Here is a 17,601-nt window from a genome sequence, read left to right as displayed (position 1 = left end):
CCTCCCTGCTCCTGGAACGACGGAGTGGCCACCACCCCGCCCGCGCGCCATCATCCCCGCCATGCGCGTCCTGCCCCTCGCCGCCGCCCTGGTCCTGACAGCCTCGTCCGCCTTCGCCCAGTCCGCCCCACCCATGGCCCCGAAGTCGTACCTGCTGCGCCCCGCGCGCGTCTTCGACGGCGTCACCGCGAAGCCCCACGCGGGCTGGGTGGTGCTCGTCACGGGAGAGCGCATCGCCGCCGCCGGCCCGGAGGCGCAGGTGAAGGCCCCCGCGGGCACCGAGGTGGTGGAGCTGTCCGGCACCACGCTGCTGCCGGGGCTCATCGAGGGCCACTCGCACCTGCTCCTCCACCCGTACAACGAGGCGAACTGGAACGACCAGGTGCTGAAGGAGTCGCTCGCGCTGCGGGTGGCGCGGGCCACGAACCACGCGCGCGCCACGCTGCTGGCGGGCTTCACCACCGCGAGGGACTTGGGCACCGAGGGCGCGGCGGACGCGGACGTGGGGCTCAAGCAGGCCATCGACCAGGGCATCATCCCCGGCCCCCGGCTCCTGGTGACGACGCGGGCCATCGTCGCCACCGGCAGCTACGGCCCCAAGGGCTTCGCCGTCGAGTGGGAGGTGCCCCAGGGCGCCGAGGAGGCGGACGGGGTGGACTCCCTGGTACGGGTGGTGCGCGGGCAGATTGGCCGGGGCGCGGATTGGGTCAAGGTCTACGGCGACTACCGCTGGGGCCCCAATGGCGAGGCGCGTCCCACCTTCTCTCTCGAAGAGATGAAGCTCATCGTCGACACGGCGAAGGGCAGCGGCCGCCCGGTGGCCGTCCACGCCAGCACCGCCGAGGGCATGCGCCGCGCGGTGATGGCGGGCGCCGAGAGCATCGAGCACGGAGACGAAGGCACGCCCGAGGTCTTCAAGCTCATGGCCCAGCGCGGTGTCTTCTTCTGCCCCACCCTGGCGGCGGGCGACGCCGTCCTCCAGTACCGGGGCTGGAAGCGGGGCGTGGACCCGGAGCCCGCCTCCATCAAGGAGAAGCGCGCCAGCTTTCGCGCGGCGCTGGCCGCCAGGGTGCCCATGTGCGTGGGCGGTGACTCGGGCGTCTTCGCGCACGGGGACAACACGCGCGAGCTGGAGCTGATGGTCGACTACGGAATGACACCCGCGCAGGTGCTCCAGGCGGCCACCTCCGGCAACGCGCGAATGCTGCACCGCGAGGACCGGCTCGGGCAGGTGAAGGCGGGGCTGCTCGCGGACCTCGTCGCGGTGGACGGAGACCCGACGCAGGACATCTCCGCGCTGCGCAAGGTGCGGCTGGTGATGAAGGGCGGCACCCTCCACCGCCGCTGACGTCAGCTCCGCCCGGGGGCCTCCGCCGCCTCCGGGTGAAGCCCCTTCCGAGGGGACGTGCTCCGCCACGCCTCCTGCACCAGCGCGAGGCCGGCGGCCAGCAGCAGGCCATTGCGCACCAGCAGCAGCACCGCATGCGGAGCGCCAATGCCCGTGTCGTACGTGCTGCCCGCGAAGATGCCGCGGGTCATGACCGCGGCCACGAAGATGGCGGCAGGCGCCCACCGGGAGCCGGAGAGCAGCGCCAGCCCGGCCACCCCCGTGAGCCAGACGAGGTACTGCGGACTGAGCACCGGGTTGAGGACGACGAAGGCGATGAGCGGCCCCAGTGCCAGCCGCGCCAGGTCCTCCACCCGCTCGGGCACCCGGTGCCGCACGGCCCGCAGGCCCACCGCCGCCGCGCCCAGCGAGCCCGCCACCCACAGCCACCGTGACACGTCCTTCACCCACTCGGCCGCCGCGCCGTGCAGCTCATACGCGGCCGGCGCATGCTCCCACCTCACATCCGGCACCAGGCCCAGCAGGTGCGCGCCCCACAGCAGCGACGCCCCGAGCGACTCCACCTGGAGCCCGCGCTCCACGTGGAAGGACGCGAAGCCCCACCACGGCCAGAAGGCGCTCAGCGGCACCAGCGGCAGGACGCCCAGCACCAGCCCCAGCAGCAGCCGGCGGGTTGAGTCCCATGCGCCCCGCCGCCAGCAGACGGCCAGCGCGAGCGGCACCAGCACCACCGGGTACAGCTTCGTCACGATGGCCACCGACAGCGCCAGCCCGGCCAGCACGTCACGCCGTCGGGACAACGCCACCAGCGCGGCGAGGGTGAAGGTGGCGGGGATGAGGTCGTACCGCTTGAGGTAGTGGACGCTCTGCACCCAGCTCGCCACCGAGTACACCGCGAAGGGCGCCCAGGCCCGGAGCGAGTGCCCCCAGCGCCGTGTCCCCTCGGAGAGCAGCAGCCACTTGCTGGCCGCATCGAAGAGCGTGAGTTGCAGGCCGAAGAGGGGGATGAAGGTCTTCAGCGTCCCGCCCAGCCAGGCCGCGGGGACGAACCAGAGCAGCGCGTAGGGCGGGTACTCGAAGCGGAAGTCCTGGTTGGGCGTGGCGCCCGCGAGGAAGGCGCGCGCCGTGTTGAAGTACAGCTCCAGGTCCTTGGCGCGAGGCGAGAAAGCATAGAGCGCCAGGGGCGCCACGCTCACCACCAGCCCGAGCCAGTGCCATGGAGTGAGGCGGGACGCGGGGGACGTGGAGGGAGCCGAAGCGGGCACGTGCGGGGACTCTGGCCGGAGTGCCTCGGCTTTGTCGCGGGGAAAGCGCGCCAGGGCGCCCCCATCCGGCCTCCGCGCCAGGGAGCGAGGAGGCGCGGCCCGGACCGACGGCTACGGCGTCAGTGCCACCGGCTTGACGAGGGCAAACAGGCGCTCCGCGTCCGCGCGGTGGCACAGGTCCGTGCCCTGCGACAGGAGCGCGGCCGTGCCAGCGGCGATGCCCCAGCGAAGGGCGTCTTCGGGCGTCTTGCCCCGGGCGAGGGCCAGCGTCAGTCCGGCCACGAAGCTGTCACCGGCGCCCACGGAGCTGTGCGTCTCCACCGGCGGCGGCGTCGCGCGGAGCTGTCCTTCCCGGGTCGTCAGCAGCGCGCCGTCGGCCCCCATGGAGACCGCCAGCACCTCCGCCCGGCCTCGCGCCACCAGCTCGCGGGCCGCCTCGGCCTGGGTGGCCAGGTCCTCCGTCTTCATGCCGGTGAGGTCCTTCAGCTCGCGACGGTTGGGCTTGGCCAGGAACACGCCCTCCTCCAGCGCCGCCCGGAGCGGGGGACCGTTGGTGTCCACCACCACGCGCACGTCCTGGCGCTTCCCCATCCGCGCCAGGCGGGCGTAGAAGTCCTCCGGGACGCCCGGCGGGAGGCTCCCGCTGGCGACGATGAAGGCGGCGCCTACGGCCACCTCGGCCACCGCGTCCAGACAGCGCTGCCACTCGCGCTCCGACAGCGTGGGCCCCGGAAGGATGAAGCGGTACTCGCGCGAGCTGGTGCCCTCCGCCACCGTGAAGCTCTCTCGGGTGTAGCCCTCCACCGGAATCGAGCGGCGCAGGAGGCCCTTCTCCTCCAGCAGGTGCTCCAGCAGGTGCCCGGTGGGGCCTCCCCGGGTGTAGACGGCAATGGACTCGCCGCCCAGCTCACGCACCACGCGCGCGACGTTGATGCCGCCGCCACCGGGGTCCATGCGAGCAGGGCCACAGCGCAGCTTGTGCTCGGGAGTCACTTCCGGCACCGACGTGGCCACGTCGATGGCCGGGTTGAGCGTCAGCGTCACGATGTGTGCCATCTCGAGGTTCCTTGGGGCAGGGTGTCCGGACTGTGAAGCGCGCCAAGCCTGCCCCGAGCAGGCCCTGCTCCGCCAGCCAGACGAGCGTCCGGTGGCATTCCCGTCCGACGGGCAACGCCCCACCCCTTGCGTCAGGTCGGTTCCTGTTGCCTTCGAGGGTAGGACCGCGAATATCCCGCTCCCATGACACCGCCTCGCAAGCCCACCCGGGAGGAGCTGGCCTCCGCCACCGGCCGGACGATGCCAGACCTCATCCAACGCGGGCTTCGCGTCCTCTTCTGCGGCATCAACCCCAGCCTCTACTCGGTGGTGGTGGGCGTCCACTTCGCACGGCCGGGCAACCGCTTCTGGCCCACGCTGCACGCCGCGGGCATCACCCCGCGCCGCCTGCAGCCCTCGGAGCAGGAGGAGCTGCTCGGGTTGGGCTATGGCATCACCAACGTGGTGGACCGGGCCACGGCCACCGCGGACCTGCTCGACAACACGGAGCTGACCGAGGGCGCGAAGTCGCTGGAGGCCAAGGTGCGGCGGTATCGGCCGCGCATCCTCGCGGTGCTCGGCGTGAGCGCGTACCGCACCGCCTTTGGTCGGCCGAAGGCGCAGACGGGCCTCCAACCGGAGCTGCTGGGCGCGACGCGGCTGTGGGTGCTGCCCAACCCCAGCGGGCTCAACGCGCACTACCAGTTGGCGGACCTGGCGCGCCTGTTCGCCGAGCTGCGACACGCGGCGGACGCGAGCTGACGGGGTTCCGGACGTGAGCGCGACCCCGACGGCTCAGCTCAGGATGCCGGCCTCACGCGCGAACCCGGCCACCACCGGCTGCACGTGCGGGAAGGCGACGGCGTTGCACGCCAGCAGCCCCCGATGGTTCTGCAGCTCCGTGCCGTCATACGAGTACGGCGTGCCGCCCAGGTCCGTGAGGATTCCTCCCGCCGCGCGCAGCACCGCCTCCGGCGCGCAGTTGTCCCAGCGGTAGCTCTTGTTGCTGGTGTGGATGTAGAGGTCGGCGGCGGCCTCGGCCAGCAGGCCACACTTGAGGCCCACCGAGCCGGACTCCTGCTCGCGGGTGATGCCCAGCCGCTTCGCCACCGCGTCCGTCAGCCTGGAGCGGTGCGAGCGCGACACCACCAGTCGCAGCGAGGCCGGCTCCGCCACGTCCGACACGCGCAGGGCCCGGCGTCCGGCCGCTTCCTCCAGGAAGGCCCCCTGCCCCACCACGCCCGAGTACAGCGTGTCCCCCACCGGCCGGTAGACGACGCCCACCGTGGCCTGTCCGGCGATGGCCAGGCCGATGTGGACGGCGAACTCGCCATTGCGGTTGACGAACTCCTGGGTGCCGTCCAGCGGGTCCACGTACCAGCAGCGCTCGGAGCGCTTCCCCTCGGAGCTGTTGTCGGACTCCTCGGCCACCACGCCGTCACCGGGGAAGGCCTTGCGCAGCTCACCGACGATGAACGCGTTGGCGCGCTCGTCCGCCGCCGTGACGGGCCCCATGCCACCGGCCTTGTCCTGGACGGCGAAGTTCGTGGCGTAGATTGCCAGGAGGATGTCGCCCGCCTGACGGGCAATGCGGCGGGCGGTGTCGAGCTCGGCGTCGAGAGAAGGCATGGGGTGGGAACAGTCTGCCCCGCCCGGCGCTGCCCCGGGAGGGCAAAGTGGGCGTGAGCCCACCGGGTGGAATGTCCGTTGCCCGAAGGTTGAGCTTCCCGCGGCCCGCCGCTCGACAACACGGTGTCCACGGCCCCGCTCCGCGTGCCGGAGAGCCCACCGGACAGGCACGCCTTCAGGTATGGCAGGCGTCCGAGTCTCTTACCCCAGGAGCCCGCCATGCCCGTCACCCTCCGTCCCGCGAAACCCTCGGATGAGCCCGCGCTGGGCCGAATGGGCGCGGCGCTGGCCCGCCTGCACCATGACCTCGACCCACAGCGGTTCATGCTCCCGGAAGACGTGGAGTCCGGCTACCGCTGGTGGCTGGGACGCGAGGCGAAGAAGAAGGACGCCGTCGTCATCGTCGCGGAGCTGGATGGCGAGGTGGTGGGCTACGCCTACGGCCGCGTGGAGGCCGTGGACTGGAATGCCCTGCTGGACCGCAGCGGCGGGTTCCACGACATCTGGGTGGAGGAGAAGGGACGCCGCGCTGGCGTGGGCGCCCTGCTTGCCGAGGAGCTGATGAAGCGCCTCACCGCCCTGGGCGTGCCCCGGGTGGTGCTGCACGTCGCCGCGAAGAACGCGCCCGCGCAGCGCATGTTCGCCAAGCTGGGCTGGCGCCCCACCATGGTGGAGATGACGCGCGAGGCGCCTGCCGACTCCGGTGAGTCCGAGCCCTCATAGCCGCCCGTGCGGCACCCGCCCCTCCTGGAACGCGTCCACCTGGAGGAAGGTGAAGGGCTGGTCATACAGGAGCCGGTCCTGCTGCCGCGTGCGGAACAGGTCCACGATGAGGTTCATCCTGTCGCTCAGGCTGCCCCAGTCCCGCGCCGCGCTGCCCGCCGTGTCGTCCGGCGTGCGGTCCAGCTCGGCCATGAGCGCCACCAGCTCCGGGTGCTCCAGGTGCGTCAGCAGCGGCGGGAAGTCCCGTTCCGAGGTGAGCGCGGGAATGTCCTCGCCCAGCCGCAGCGTCATGTCCGGCAGCTCGATTCGCATCAGCGTGCGGGTGGCCAGCTCGCGCCAGATGCGCTCCAGGCGGGTGGCCAGCGGCGTGAAGGCGCCTCGCAGGCCCCACTCGGGCATGCCGCGCACGCGGCGGCTCGGGTCAGAGCGGGTGAACTCCACCAGGTTGTCCAGGAACACCTCGCGCAGCGGCGCGTTCAGCGCGGCCAGGACGGGCCCCTGCAGCCGGGTCTGCTCGTGGTAGCCCGCCAGTGCGTTGCCCAGGAACATGAGCTCCGCGCGGGCCTTCCTGTCTTGCGTGAATATCGCCTCGAAGTACGCCTTCACCGCGCGGATGAGCAGGTCCTGCCCGCCCTCCTCCACCGGCCCGGGGGACAGCCGGGACAGCACCTGCTGGAGCCGGGACGGGTCCGGACTCTCGATGCCGGTGAAGCGCTCCAGGATGTCCGTGTAGAGCGGCCCCAGCTCCTCGAAGACAATGAAGTTTCCGCGCGCCGCATGGCGGGCCACCTCGTCGGTGATGTCCTCCAGCGTCCGCGCCAGCACGAACTGGACGCCCACGGAGGCACCCCACGCGCCGAGCAGCCGGTCCTGCAGCTCGGCGATGCTGCGCGTCACCGCGTCCGCGCGCTCCAGCAACTCTCCGAGCAGCGAAGGCAGCACGTCCTTGCGGATGAAGGCGCCCGCGGTCTTCGACGCCCACGTGGAGAAGCCACACCAGTTGACGTCCTCCTCGCCGAAGACGTCCGTGAGGGCCACCTTCAGCACGTGGTACGCCTGGGTGATGTGGAGGTTGCGGAGGACCGGGTCCTCCATGCGGATGATGGCGTCCACCTGCGCCTGGGTGGGCGGCGACCACAAGCGTGGGAGCGTGCCGCAGGCCATGGCGCGTGAGCCTCCTCGAAAGGCAGGGCGGAATGTCCCTGGCCTGACAGGAGGAGTGGACTTCGCGAGGTCGTGATTCAACCGACCCTGCCGTCTTGCCTGGCTGGATGTCCCGCGCGGAAGTCCGGGGCGGGCAGCGGAGGGAGCGGTCGGCGGGACACCGTGAGCGGAGGTATACTGCCGCATGGTGCCGCTGATTGACCACTCCCGACTGCCCGCGGACCTGCGCGCCGCGCTGGAGCGGGAGCTCGCGCCACTCACCCTCCTCCAGGACGTGGTGCGCTGGGGCTTCGCGCATACGCCGCCTCGCGACGTGGCCGAGGTGGTGGTGCAGGACGAGTTCACCCATGACGTCGTGGTGCCCTGGGAAGGCGAGAGATACCTCGTCTTCGACACCACCTGACTGGGCGGGGTGAACGCGGTCTCCGTGTGGGACCACCAACCGAAGGCCGATGAACTCCTGGACGCGAGGCTCGCCGCGGGGTGGACGCCCACGCCGACGAGCACCGTCGATGGAGACGTCATCCTCGGCCATGCCGCCTGCCGGGTGCCTGCGGCTCCTGTGCCGAAGGCTGTCGGCCAGGGAGCGTGCGCCGGCAAGCTCCCCTCCGAGCCGTAGCCGGACTCACTTCCACTTGAGTGGAAGTGACTCCATGGGACATGCGCCAGCATCGGGGTGCTGCTTCCACTTGAGTGGAAGTGACCCACCGGGGCCCCAGCCTCTGTTGCTTCCACTTGAGTGGAAGCTGGACCCAAACTCTCAGACACGGAGAGCTGCTTCCACTCAAGTGGAAGTGAGCCCAGCGACGGGGGCCGTCCGCAGGCTTGCTTCCACTCAAGTGGAAGTGACCGAGACGGCAGCCGGAGGGCTGCTTCCACTCAAGTGGAAGTGACCGAGACGGCAGCCGGAGGGCTGCTTCCACTCAAGTGGAAGTGACCGAGACGGCAGCCGGAGGGCTGCTTCCACTCAAGTGGAAGTGACCCCAGGGCAGTCTGCCTCTCGCGTCTTGCTTCCACTCAAGTGGAAGTGACCCGGGGCGGCAGCCGGGCCCGCTGCTTCCACTCAAGTGGAAGTGACCCCAGGGACGGAAGCCATCCCCGGGGCCCTTGCTTCCACTCAAGTGGAAGTGACGCCCAGAATCTCAGACGGCAAGAGGCTACTTCCCCTTCGCCTGCTCCTTCGTCCAGGAATCCTTCAGCGTCACCGTACGATTGAAGACGGGCTTCCCGGCCTTCGAGTCCTTCGGGTCCACGTAGAAGTAGCCCTGGCGCTCGAACTGGAAGCGGGTCTCCGCGGGGGCGTCCGCCAGCATCGGCTCCACGCGGGCGCCACGCAGGACCTGGAGGCTCTCCGGGTTGATGAAGGTGGTGAACTCCTTCGTCTCGTCCGCCTCCGGGTCCTCCGCGGAGAAGAGCCTGTCGTACAGGCGGACCTCGGCGGTGGGCGCGTTGCCGGGCACCCAGTGCAGCGTGCCCTTCACCTTGCGGCCATCCGGCGCGTTGCCGCCACGCGTCGCCGGGTCATACGAGCAGCGCAGCTCCACCACGTTGCCGGCGGCGTCCTTGATGACCTTCTCGCACTTGATGAAGTACGCCGAGCGCAGGCGCACCTCCTTGCCGGGCGCCAGCCGGAAGAAGCCCTTCGGCGGGTCCTCCATGAAGTCGTCCGCTTCGATGTACAGCTCGCGCATGAAGGGCACCTGGCGCGTCCCCATCTCCGGCTTCTGCGGATGGTTCTGCACCTCCAGGCTCTCCACCTGGCCCTCGGGGTAATTCTCCAGCACCACCTTCAGCGGGCGCAGCACGGCCAGCGCGCGGGGCGCCGACTCGTTGAGGTCCTCGCGGATGCACAGCTCCAGCAGCCCCATGTCGATGAGCTGCTGCGTCTTGCTCACGCCCACGCGCGTGGCGAAGTCCCGGATGGACGCCGGGGTGAAGCCCCGCCGGCGCAGGCCGGAGATGGTCATCATCCGCGGGTCGTCCCACCCGGAGACGTGGCCCTCATTCACCAGCTTGAGCAGCTTGCGCTTGCTCATCACCGTGTAGTTGAGGTTCAGCCGGGAGAACTCGTACTGGTACGGCCGGTCCCCCTTGATGAGGGCGTCGACAATCCAGTCGTACAGCACGCGCCGGTTCTCGAACTCCAGCGTGCAGACGGAGTGCGTAATCCCCTCAATCGCGTCCGACAGGCAGTGCGCGAAGTCGTAGAGCGGGTAGATGGGCCACGCTTCGCCAGTGCGGTGGTGGTGCGCGTGACGGATGCGGTAGATGGGCGGGTCGCGCAGCACCGGGTTGGGCGACGTCATGTCAATCTTCGCCCGCAGGGTGTGCTTGCCGTCGGAGAACTCTCCCGCACGCATGCGGTTGAAGAGGTCCAGGTTCTCGTCCACCGAGCGGTTGCGGTAGGGGCTGTCGCGGCCCGGCGTGGTGAAGTCGCCGCGGTACTCGCGAATCTCGTCCGCGGACAGGCTGCACACGTACGCCTTGCCCTGCTTGATGAGCTCCACGGCGAAGTCGTAGAGCTTCGGGAAGTAGTCGGACGCGAAGTACTTGCGGTCCTCCCAGTCGAAGCCCAGCCACTTCACGTCCCGCTGGATGGCCTCGACATAGTCGATGTCCTCCGTGACGGGGTTGGTGTCGTCAAGGCGCAGGTTGCACTTGCCCCCGTACTGCTGCGCCAGCCCGAAGTTCAGGCAGATGGACTTGGCGTGGCCGATGTGGAGGTAGCCGTTGGGCTCGGGCGGGAACCGGGTATGCACGCGACCGCCGTGCTTTCCCGTGCGCCGGTCTCCCTCGATGATTTCCTGGAGGAAGTTCAGGCCCTGCGTCTCGTTCGTCGTCGTCATGATGGAGGCGAATCCTGTTGAAGCCGCCCGGGGCCGGCAAGGGATTCCTTCCCTTGGCCGCCGTCCCGGGATGAGGCGTCCCGTGGCGGGCCGCATCCTGGAGGGAGCGGACCACTCCCGGGGGCCTCGGGAAAGAACAATCCGGAAGGACTTGCTCCATCCCCCGGCCGAAAGGACGGGGGGCCGCGCGCCCGGCCGCCGTCAGACTGTCGAGAGCAGCGACTCCCAGGCGCGCAGGGCCCTGTCGGCGGACAGCTCCTCCGAGCGCCTGTGCGCCCGTTGGGACAGGTCCTGCCGATAGGCCTCGTCATCCATGATGCGACCCAGCGCGTCAGCCAGGGCCTTGGGGTCCTCCATGGGGACCATGACGCCATGCCGGCCGTGCTCCAGCAGCTCCGCGGGCCCGGACGGGCAGTCGGTGCTGACGACGGGGCAACCCAGGGCGAGCGCCTCCAGCAGCACCATGGGCAGCCCCTCGAAGCGTGAGGACAGGGCGAAGGCGGCGGCCCTGCGCATCAGCGCGTGGGGGTTGGGGGTGAAGCCCGGCATGAAGACGGAGGACTCCACGCCCAGGGACTTCACCAGCGCCTCGAGCTCTGCCTGGAGCGAGCCTTCTCCGAGGATGAGCAGGTGGTGGTCCAGGCCCGACGCGCGCAGGAGCGAGTGGCTCCGGATGAGCACGTCGAAGGCCTTCTGGTTCTCCAGCCGTCCCACGGCGATGACCACGGGCTTCTGGTAGATGGGCACCGCCCAGTCCGGCAGCGGCGCCTCACCGGCGACGCGCACCTTGTCGCCATCCACGAAGTTGGGGATGACCTCGAGCTGCTCCGGCCTCACGGGCACCAGCGCCTGGAACGCCTTCGCCGAGTCATGGCCGCAGGCGACGATGCGGCGCATGCGGGGGTAGAGGAGGCGCAGTCCCCAGAGCTGCCGGCGGGGCTGCTCGCGGCTGAAGGCCCCCCAGTCGAAGTGAATCATCCCCACCACGGGCTTGCCCAGGAGCTTCCCCGCCAGGCAGGCGAGCAGCGCGGCCCGGCCTTCCTGGCCGGCGACGATGACGTCCGCCTGGCGTGCCTCCTGGATGAGCCGCCAGAAGAAGCGCGGAAGCATCTTCCGGTGGTACACGAAGGCATCCGTGCCCCACACCACCTCGGTGTGCTGGGGAATGCGGTCCTGCTGGCTCTTCGGATGCGGCCGGTGGTGGAAGAACATCTTGGTGGCGAACCGGCCCGGATTGAGGCCCGCCAGCACGTTGCACACCGAGCGTTCGATGCCACCCGAGCCCAGAAAAACCAGGGTGAACAGCACGCGCGTCTTGGCGGGGGTTTCCGGGGGGTCAACCTGTCGCGGTACGAGCATCAGCCCCACTCCAATTAGGCAGCGGCACCGTATCCCACAGTGGTTGGGGCGCCAAGGTATGGCGTAGCGCCCGACCTCTCGTGAAGCAACCGAGTTGAAGGATGGGCCCGGCCATTGCTCGGCTAGTCTCTCGCTCGCCCCCCTCCCCTCTCACTCTCCGTGAAGACACGCATCCGTCCCCTCCTCATCCTGGTCCCACTGCTGGGGGTGCTCGCCGCCGGTGGCTATCTGGGCGTCCATGGCTACCGGATTGGCCAGGGACTGCTGCACCCGCCCCACGTGCCGGTGACGCGCCCGGAGGCCACGGGCGAGCTCGCGGGCCTGGAGGACGTGGCCTTCACCAATAAGGACGGGCTGACGCTGCGCGGCTGGTACGTGCCGTCGCGCAACCGGGCCGCGGTGGTGCTGGTGCATGGCTTCGCGGACAACCGCGCGCAGCTCCTCTTCGAGGCGCGCGTGCTCGCCCGTGCGGGCTACGGAGTGCTGCTCTTCGACTTGCGGGCGCATGGCGACAGCGACGGCGACCGCGTGACGTGGGGCGACCGCGAGCGCCATGACGTGACGGCGGCGCTGGACTTCGTCTCCGCGCGTCCGGACGTGGACCCGGCGCGGCTGGGCCTGTTCGGCTTTTCCATGGGAGGCACCACCTCGCTGCTGGTGGCCAGCGCGGACGCGCGGGTGAAGGCGGTGGCGGCGGCGGGCGCCTACCCCGCGCTCGAGGCGGACGTGTACTCGGGCTATGGCCGCTGGGGCGCGCTGAGCGCGGAGCCCGTGCTGTGGACGCTGCGCCGCGCCGGCGTGGACGTGGACGCGGTGCGCCCCATCGACGGCATGTGCCGACTCCAGGGGCGACCGCTGCTGCTCGTCAACGGCGACGTGGACCCGGATGCGCCGGCGAAGCTGCAGGCCAGCCTCTTCCGCGCGGCGTGCGAGCCCAAGGCGCTGTGGGTGGTTGAGGGCGCGGGACACGGCGAGTACGCGAAGGTGGCACCCGAGGAGTACGAGCGCCGGCTGCGTCAGCACTTCGACGCGGCGCTCCTGGGTGCGGGCTGACCTTGGCTGTCGGGGAGTCCTGCTAGCCTCGACATCCCTGCATGCCCCCCCACACCCCCGCGCGTTCCCCCCTTCACGACATCCGTCCGTCTTCCGCCCAGCCTCCTGGCCTGGCCCACAGCCTCTTCGAAGCCCGCGTGGCGCTCGCGCCGGACGGGCTGGCGGTGGTGGCCGGAGGTGACACGCTGACGTACCGCGAGCTGGACGCGCGGGCGAACCGGCTGGCGCATCAGCTCCAGGCGCTGGGCGTGGGGCCCGAGGAGCGGGTGGCGCTCGCGATGGAGCGCACGCCGGAGTGGGTGGTGGCGCTGCTGGCGGTGCTCAAGTCGGGCGGCGCGTACCTGCCACTGGACCTGGGCTACCCGTCGGCGCGGCTGGCCTGGATGCTGGAGCGCGCGCGGCCCCGCGTGGTGCTCACCCGGGCGGTGTGGCGGGAGCGGCTCCCGGACGTGGACGCATCCTTTATATGTCTGGACGGCGTGGCGGAGGACGTGGCGCGGTGGCCCTCGGAGCCGCCCGCCTCGGGTGTCACGCCGGAGCACCTCGCGTACATCATCTTCACCTCGGGCAGCACGGGCCGCCCCAAGGGCGTGCTGCTGGAGCACGGTGGGCTGAGCCAGGTGCTCGGCGCCGTCGTCGAGGCGCACGGCGTGAGGCCGGGCCACCGCGTGCTCCAGTTCGCTTCGGCGGGGTTCGACGCGTCGGTGTGCGAGGTGCTCTCCACGCTGGCGGCGGGTGCGACGCTGCACCTGGCGCTGCGGGAGTCCCTGCTGCCCGGTCCCCGGCTGCACGCACTGCTGCGGGAGGAGGCCATCACCACGGTGACGCTGGTGCCCTCGGTGCTGGCGCAGCTGGAGCCGGAGGGGCTGGACGCCCTGGAGACGGTCATCTCCGCGGGAGAGGCGCTGCCGCCGGAGCTGGCGCGTCGGTGGAAGCCGGGCCGCCGGCTGCTGAATGCGTACGGCCCCACCGAGGCCACCATCTGCGCCACGGTGGACACCGACGTGGACGTGGAACGTCCCTCCATCGGAAGTCCCCTGCCGGGAGTGAGCGTGGCGGTGCTCGACGCCACGGGGCAGCCGGTGCCGGCGGGGGAGCCGGGTGAGCTGTGCGTGGGGGGCGTGGGGCTGGCGCGAGGCTACCTGGACCGTCCGGAGCTGACGGCGGAGCGCTTCGTTCCGGACGCCTTCAGCGCCGAGCCAGGCGCGCGGTTGTACCGCACCGGAGACCGCGTGCGAGCGCTGCCGGACGGGCGGCTGGAGTTCCTGGGGCGCTTCGACTCGCAGGTGAAGGTGCGGGGCGTGCGCATCGAGCTGGGAGAGGTGGAGGCGGTGCTCTCCCAGCTCCCGGGCGTGCGGCAGGCGGTGGTGGTGCCACGAGAGGACGCGCCTGGAGAGCGTCGGCTCGTCGCCTACGTGGTTCCGGAGGGTGCGCCTTCGTCCGTGGCACCTATTGATGCTGCGGGGCTGTCCGCCGAGCACCTGCGCGCGCGGCTCCGCGAACGGCTGCCGGAGCCGATGGTGCCTTCGGCGTTCGTGGTGCTGGAGGCGCTCCCGCTCACCGCGCACGGCAAGCTGGACCGCGCCGCGCTCCCCGCGCCTGAAGCCGCTCGGGACTTCACCGCGCCGAACACGCCCACGGAGGCCCGGCTGGCGCGGCTGTGGTCCGAGCTGTTCCGCCACGCGCGGCCAGGCATCCACGACGACTTCTTCCTCCTGGGTGGACACTCGCTGCTCGCGGGGCGACTCATCGCCCGCCTGCGCGAGACGGAGTCCGTGGACCTCCCGCTGTCCGCCGTCTTCGAGCACCCCACCGTGGCCCGGCTGGCGCACTTCCTGGACACGCGGGCCGAGCGGGCTCCGGACTTCGCGCCGCCGCCGCTCCTTCGCGGCCCCCGCGAGGACGCGCTGCCGCTGTCCTTCCAGCAGGAGCAGGTCTGGTTCCTCCTCCAGCTGGCCCCGGACAACCTCGCCTACAACGCGCAGATGATTCTGCGGCTCCAGGGCGCGCTGGGCGTGCCGGTGCTGGAGCGGGCGCTGGCGGAAATCATCCGGCGACACGAGGGACTGAGGACGACCTACCCCGCGCGGGACGGGCACCCGGTGCAGGACATCCACGCGCCCTGGGAGGTGCGCCTTCCGGTGGTGGACCTCGGCGGCGAGGCAGACGCCGAAGGCGCCGCGAAGCGACGCATCGCGGAGGAGGTGCGCCGCACGTTCGACGTGACGCGCCTGCCGCTGGTGCGGTGGACGCTGCTGCGACTGGCGAACGAGGAGCACGTGCTGCTGCACGTGGAGCACCACTTCGTCCACGACGGCTGGTCCGCCGCCGTCTTCTTGCGCGAGCTGAAGGCGCTCTACTCCGCCTTCGTCGTCGGCCAGCCCTCGCCCCTGCCCGAGCTGCCCATCCAGTTCGCGGACTTCGCCGCGTGGCAGCGCCGGTGGCAGGGAAGCCCGGCCATGGAAGCCTCGCTCGCGTACTGGCGGCGGCGACTGTCGCCACTGCCTCCGCCGGTGGAGCTGCCCACGGACCGTCCCCGCTCCCGCGTGCCGAGCTCCCGAGGCGGAGAGCTGCGCACCGAGCTGCCCGAGGCGCTCCGCCGCGAGCTCAAGGCCCTCTGCCGGAGCCAGGGCGTCACCCTCTTCATGGCGCTGCGGGCGACCTTCGTGGCGCTGCTGCACCGCTACACCGGGCTGGAGGATGTCTGCGTCGCCACCACCGTGGCCAATCGCCGGACGCCGGAGCTGGAGACGCTCATCGGGATGATGGTGAACACGGTGCTCCTGCGCACGGACGCGAGCGGAGACCCGACCTTCGTGGAGCTGCTGCGCCGCGTGCGCGCGGTGGACCTGGAGGCCCACGCCCACGCGGACGTGCCGCTGGTGGAGCTGGTGCGCGAGCTGCAACCCGAGCGCGATGCCGGGCGCATGCCGCTGTTCCAGGTCATGTTCAGCTTCCATGACTCACCGGTGCCACAGCTGGAGTTCGGCGGGCTGCGGGGCACGACGGTGCCCATCGGCAATGGCTCGGCGAAGTTCGACCTCAACGTCATCGTCATCCCCGAAGGCGAGCAGCGCGCGGGCACGGGCGCACCGGAGGACGGCCCCGTCGCCATCCGCTGGGAGTACAGCGCGGACCTGTTCGAGCAGGACACGGTGGCGCGGCTGGCGGGCCACTTCCACCGGCTGCTGGAGGCCGTGGCCACCTCTCCCGACTCGCGGCTGTCCGCGCTGCCGCTGCTGACGGAGGAGGAGCGCCGTCAGGTGCTGGTGGACTGGAGTGGCCCGGAGACCGCGGCGCTGCCCGAGCCGGCCGGGCTGCACTCGGCGTTCGAGACCTGGGCGCGGCGCACACCGGGCGCGGTGGCGGTGACCAGCGGAGGCAGGACGCTGACGTACGCGGAGCTGGACCGGCGGGCGGAGCGGCTCGCACGGCGGCTGGTGCGGCTCGGGGTGGGGCCGGAGGTGCGGGTGGGGCTGTGCGTGGAGCGCTCGGTGGACATGCTGGTGGGGCTGCTGGGCGTGCTGAAGGCGGGAGGGGCCTACGTGCCACTGGACCCGGGCTTCCCTCCGGAGCGGCTGGCCTTCATGTCGCGCGACGCTGGCACGCCGGTGCTGGTGACGCAGGCGGCGCTACTTCCCAGGCTCCGCGCTGGCGACTCCGTGCGCACGGTGTGCCTGGACTCCGACGCGAGCGAGCTGGAGCGAGAGGACGCGACGCCCGCTCACCGAACGGTGGACCCGGTGTCCACGGCGTACGTCCTCTACACCTCCGGCTCCACGGGGACGCCGAAGGGGGTGCAGGTGCCGCACGGCGCGGTGGCGCGCTTCCTCGCGGCCATGGCCGTGCACCCCGGATTGACGTCCGAGGATGTGCTGGTGGCCGTCACCACGCTGTCCTTCGACATCGCGGTGCTGGAGCTGTTCCTGCCGCTCTCGGTGGGCGCGCGGGTGGTGGTGGCGAGCCGCGACGAGGCGACGGATGGAAGCCGGCTGGGCGCATTGCTGGACGCGTGCGGGGCCACGGCGATGCAGGCCACTCCCAGCACGTGGCGGCTGCTGCTGGAGTCCGGCTGGAAGGGCCGGCGGCTGAAGGCGCTGTGCGGTGGCGAGGCGCTGCCGCGAGAGCTGGCCACGGAGCTGCGGGCACGCGGCGGCGAGGTGTGGAACCTGTACGGCCCCACGGAGACGACGGTCTGGTCCACCGTGCACGCCGTGGCTTCGGCTCCGGATGAGGGCCCGGTGCCCATCGGCCGGCCGATTCCCGGCACCCGGGCGTACGTGCTGGACACGAGGAGACTGCCGGTGCCGCCGGGCGTGCCGGGTGAGCTGTACCTGGGCGGCGAGGGCGTGGCGCGAGGCTACCTGGGCCGCCCCGACGCGACGGCGGAGCGCTTCGTGCCAGACACGTTCAGCGGCAGGCAGGGAGCGCGCCTGTACCGCACGGGCGACCGGACACGCTGGCGGGCGGATGGGACGCTGGAGTTCCTGGGCCGCGTGGACCAGCAGGTGAAGCTGCGCGGCTACCGCATCGAACCGGGCGAGGTGGAGGGCGTCCTCTGTCAGCACTCCGGCGTGCGCGAGGCCGTCACGGTGGTGCGCGAGGACTCGCCGGGTGACAGGCGACTCGTCGCGTATGTGGTGCCCTCGCTTCCGGCGGGAGAGTCCTCGCTGGCCGCCGCCGACCTGCGGACCTTCGTCCAGCAGCGCCTGCCCGAGTACATGGTGCCCGCCGCCTACGTGCTCCTGCCGGCGCTGCCGCTCACACCGAATGGCAAGGTGGACCGCCGCGCGCTTCCCGCGCCGGGCCGGGACTCGCTCGCGCCCACGAGCACATACGTGGCGCCACGGACGCCGGACGAGGAGCGGCTGGCCTCACTGTGGGCGGAGCTGCTCCGCGTGGAGCGCCCCGGCATCCACGACGACTTCTTCGCGCTGGGAGGCCACTCGCTGCTCGCGGCGCGGCTCGTCTCCCGGGTGCGCGCGGAGCTTCAGGTGGGGCTGACGGTGCGGCACGTCTTCGACCATCCGACGGTGGCGCGGCTGGCGGAGGCGCTCGCCGCGCAACGGAGCCGCCCCTCGGACGCGGACGTCATTCAACGCGCGGAGCTGCCCGTGGACGCGGCCCACCTCTCCGACGACGAAGTGAACCTCCTGCTCGGCATCGACGACCTCTGAGG

At 71.3% G+C, this 17,601-nt stretch carries 12 protein-coding genes; 6 read left to right on the top strand and 6 right to left on the bottom strand.

Annotation, left to right across the window (positions count from 1 at the left end):
• Positions 1–61 precede the first annotated feature (61 nt).
• Positions 62–1,348, top strand: coding sequence for a metal-dependent hydrolase family protein (locus G4D85_RS21370; protein WP_164014797.1), 1,287 nt, complete (start codon positions 62–64; stop codon positions 1,346–1,348).
• A 2-nt stretch (positions 1,349–1,350) separates the two neighbouring features.
• Here G4D85_RS21370 and G4D85_RS21365 read toward each other — a convergent pair whose 3' ends face one another.
• The gene (locus G4D85_RS21365) at positions 1,351–2,613 is read right to left on the bottom strand and encodes a glycosyltransferase family 87 protein (RefSeq protein ID WP_164014795.1); all 1,263 of its coding nucleotides are present in this window, start codon (positions 2,611–2,613) and stop codon (positions 1,351–1,353) included.
• Positions 2,614–2,724: 111 nt separating this feature from the next.
• Positions 2,725–3,669 (bottom strand): 1-phosphofructokinase family hexose kinase, encoded by a 945-nt coding sequence (locus tag G4D85_RS21360; RefSeq protein WP_164014794.1) that lies wholly within the window; start codon positions 3,667–3,669, stop codon positions 2,725–2,727.
• Positions 3,670–3,909: 240 nt separating this feature from the next.
• On the opposite strand from G4D85_RS21360, the gene mug reads away from it, so the two are divergent.
• On the top strand, positions 3,910–4,410 hold the full coding sequence (gene mug / locus G4D85_RS21355) for a G/U mismatch-specific DNA glycosylase (RefSeq protein WP_164015197.1): 501 nt from the start codon (positions 3,910–3,912) through the stop codon (positions 4,408–4,410).
• 33 nt (positions 4,411–4,443) lie between these two features.
• Here mug and G4D85_RS21350 read toward each other — a convergent pair whose 3' ends face one another.
• Positions 4,444–5,277: a 3'(2'),5'-bisphosphate nucleotidase CysQ family protein gene (locus G4D85_RS21350; protein WP_164014791.1), complete on the bottom strand. Its 834-nt coding sequence runs from the start codon at positions 5,275–5,277 to the stop codon at positions 4,444–4,446.
• Between the two features lie 219 nt (positions 5,278–5,496).
• On the opposite strand from G4D85_RS21350, the gene G4D85_RS21345 reads away from it, so the two are divergent.
• Positions 5,497–6,000 carry a GNAT family N-acetyltransferase gene (locus tag G4D85_RS21345; RefSeq protein WP_164014789.1) on the top strand — a complete coding sequence of 168 codons (504 nt, stop codon included), beginning with the start codon at positions 5,497–5,499 and terminating at the stop codon, positions 5,998–6,000.
• Here G4D85_RS21345 and G4D85_RS21340 read toward each other — a convergent pair.
• Positions 5,995–7,164 (bottom strand): hypothetical protein, encoded by a 1,170-nt coding sequence (locus G4D85_RS21340; RefSeq protein WP_164014787.1) that lies wholly within the window; start codon positions 7,162–7,164, stop codon positions 5,995–5,997. The genes G4D85_RS21345 and G4D85_RS21340 overlap by 6 nt on opposite strands.
• A gap of 184 nt (positions 7,165–7,348) precedes the next feature.
• Here G4D85_RS21340 and G4D85_RS21335 point away from each other — a divergent pair, with 184 nt between their 5' ends.
• Positions 7,349–7,567 (top strand): hypothetical protein, encoded by a 219-nt coding sequence (locus G4D85_RS21335; protein WP_164014785.1) that lies wholly within the window; start codon positions 7,349–7,351, stop codon positions 7,565–7,567.
• A 754-nt stretch (positions 7,568–8,321) separates the two neighbouring features.
• On the opposite strand, the gene G4D85_RS21330 is transcribed toward G4D85_RS21335, so the two are convergent.
• Complete coding sequence (locus tag G4D85_RS21330; protein ID WP_164014781.1) at positions 8,322–10,010, bottom strand: glutamine--tRNA ligase/YqeY domain fusion protein; 1,689 nt, start codon at positions 10,008–10,010, stop codon at positions 8,322–8,324.
• Positions 10,011–10,211: 201 nt separating this feature from the next.
• Positions 10,212–11,369: a glycosyltransferase gene (locus G4D85_RS21325; protein ID WP_164014778.1), complete on the bottom strand. Its 1,158-nt coding sequence runs from the start codon at positions 11,367–11,369 to the stop codon at positions 10,212–10,214.
• A gap of 159 nt (positions 11,370–11,528) precedes the next feature.
• On the opposite strand from G4D85_RS21325, the gene G4D85_RS21320 reads away from it, so the two are divergent.
• Together G4D85_RS21320 and G4D85_RS21315 are read left to right on the top strand one after the other, a co-directional pair.
• Positions 11,529–12,422 (top strand): alpha/beta hydrolase, encoded by an 894-nt coding sequence (locus G4D85_RS21320; protein WP_205525640.1) that lies wholly within the window; start codon positions 11,529–11,531, stop codon positions 12,420–12,422.
• A gap of 41 nt (positions 12,423–12,463) precedes the next feature.
• Positions 12,464–17,599: a non-ribosomal peptide synthetase gene (locus tag G4D85_RS21315; protein ID WP_164014776.1), complete on the top strand. Its 5,136-nt coding sequence runs from the start codon at positions 12,464–12,466 to the stop codon at positions 17,597–17,599.
• Positions 17,600–17,601: the final 2 nt, after the last annotated feature.

This window comes from Pyxidicoccus trucidator (genome assembly GCF_010894435.1).
Lineage (GTDB): Bacteria > Myxococcota > Myxococcia > Myxococcales > Myxococcaceae > Myxococcus > Myxococcus trucidator.
This window is presented reverse-complemented; position numbering and strand designations above follow the sequence as displayed.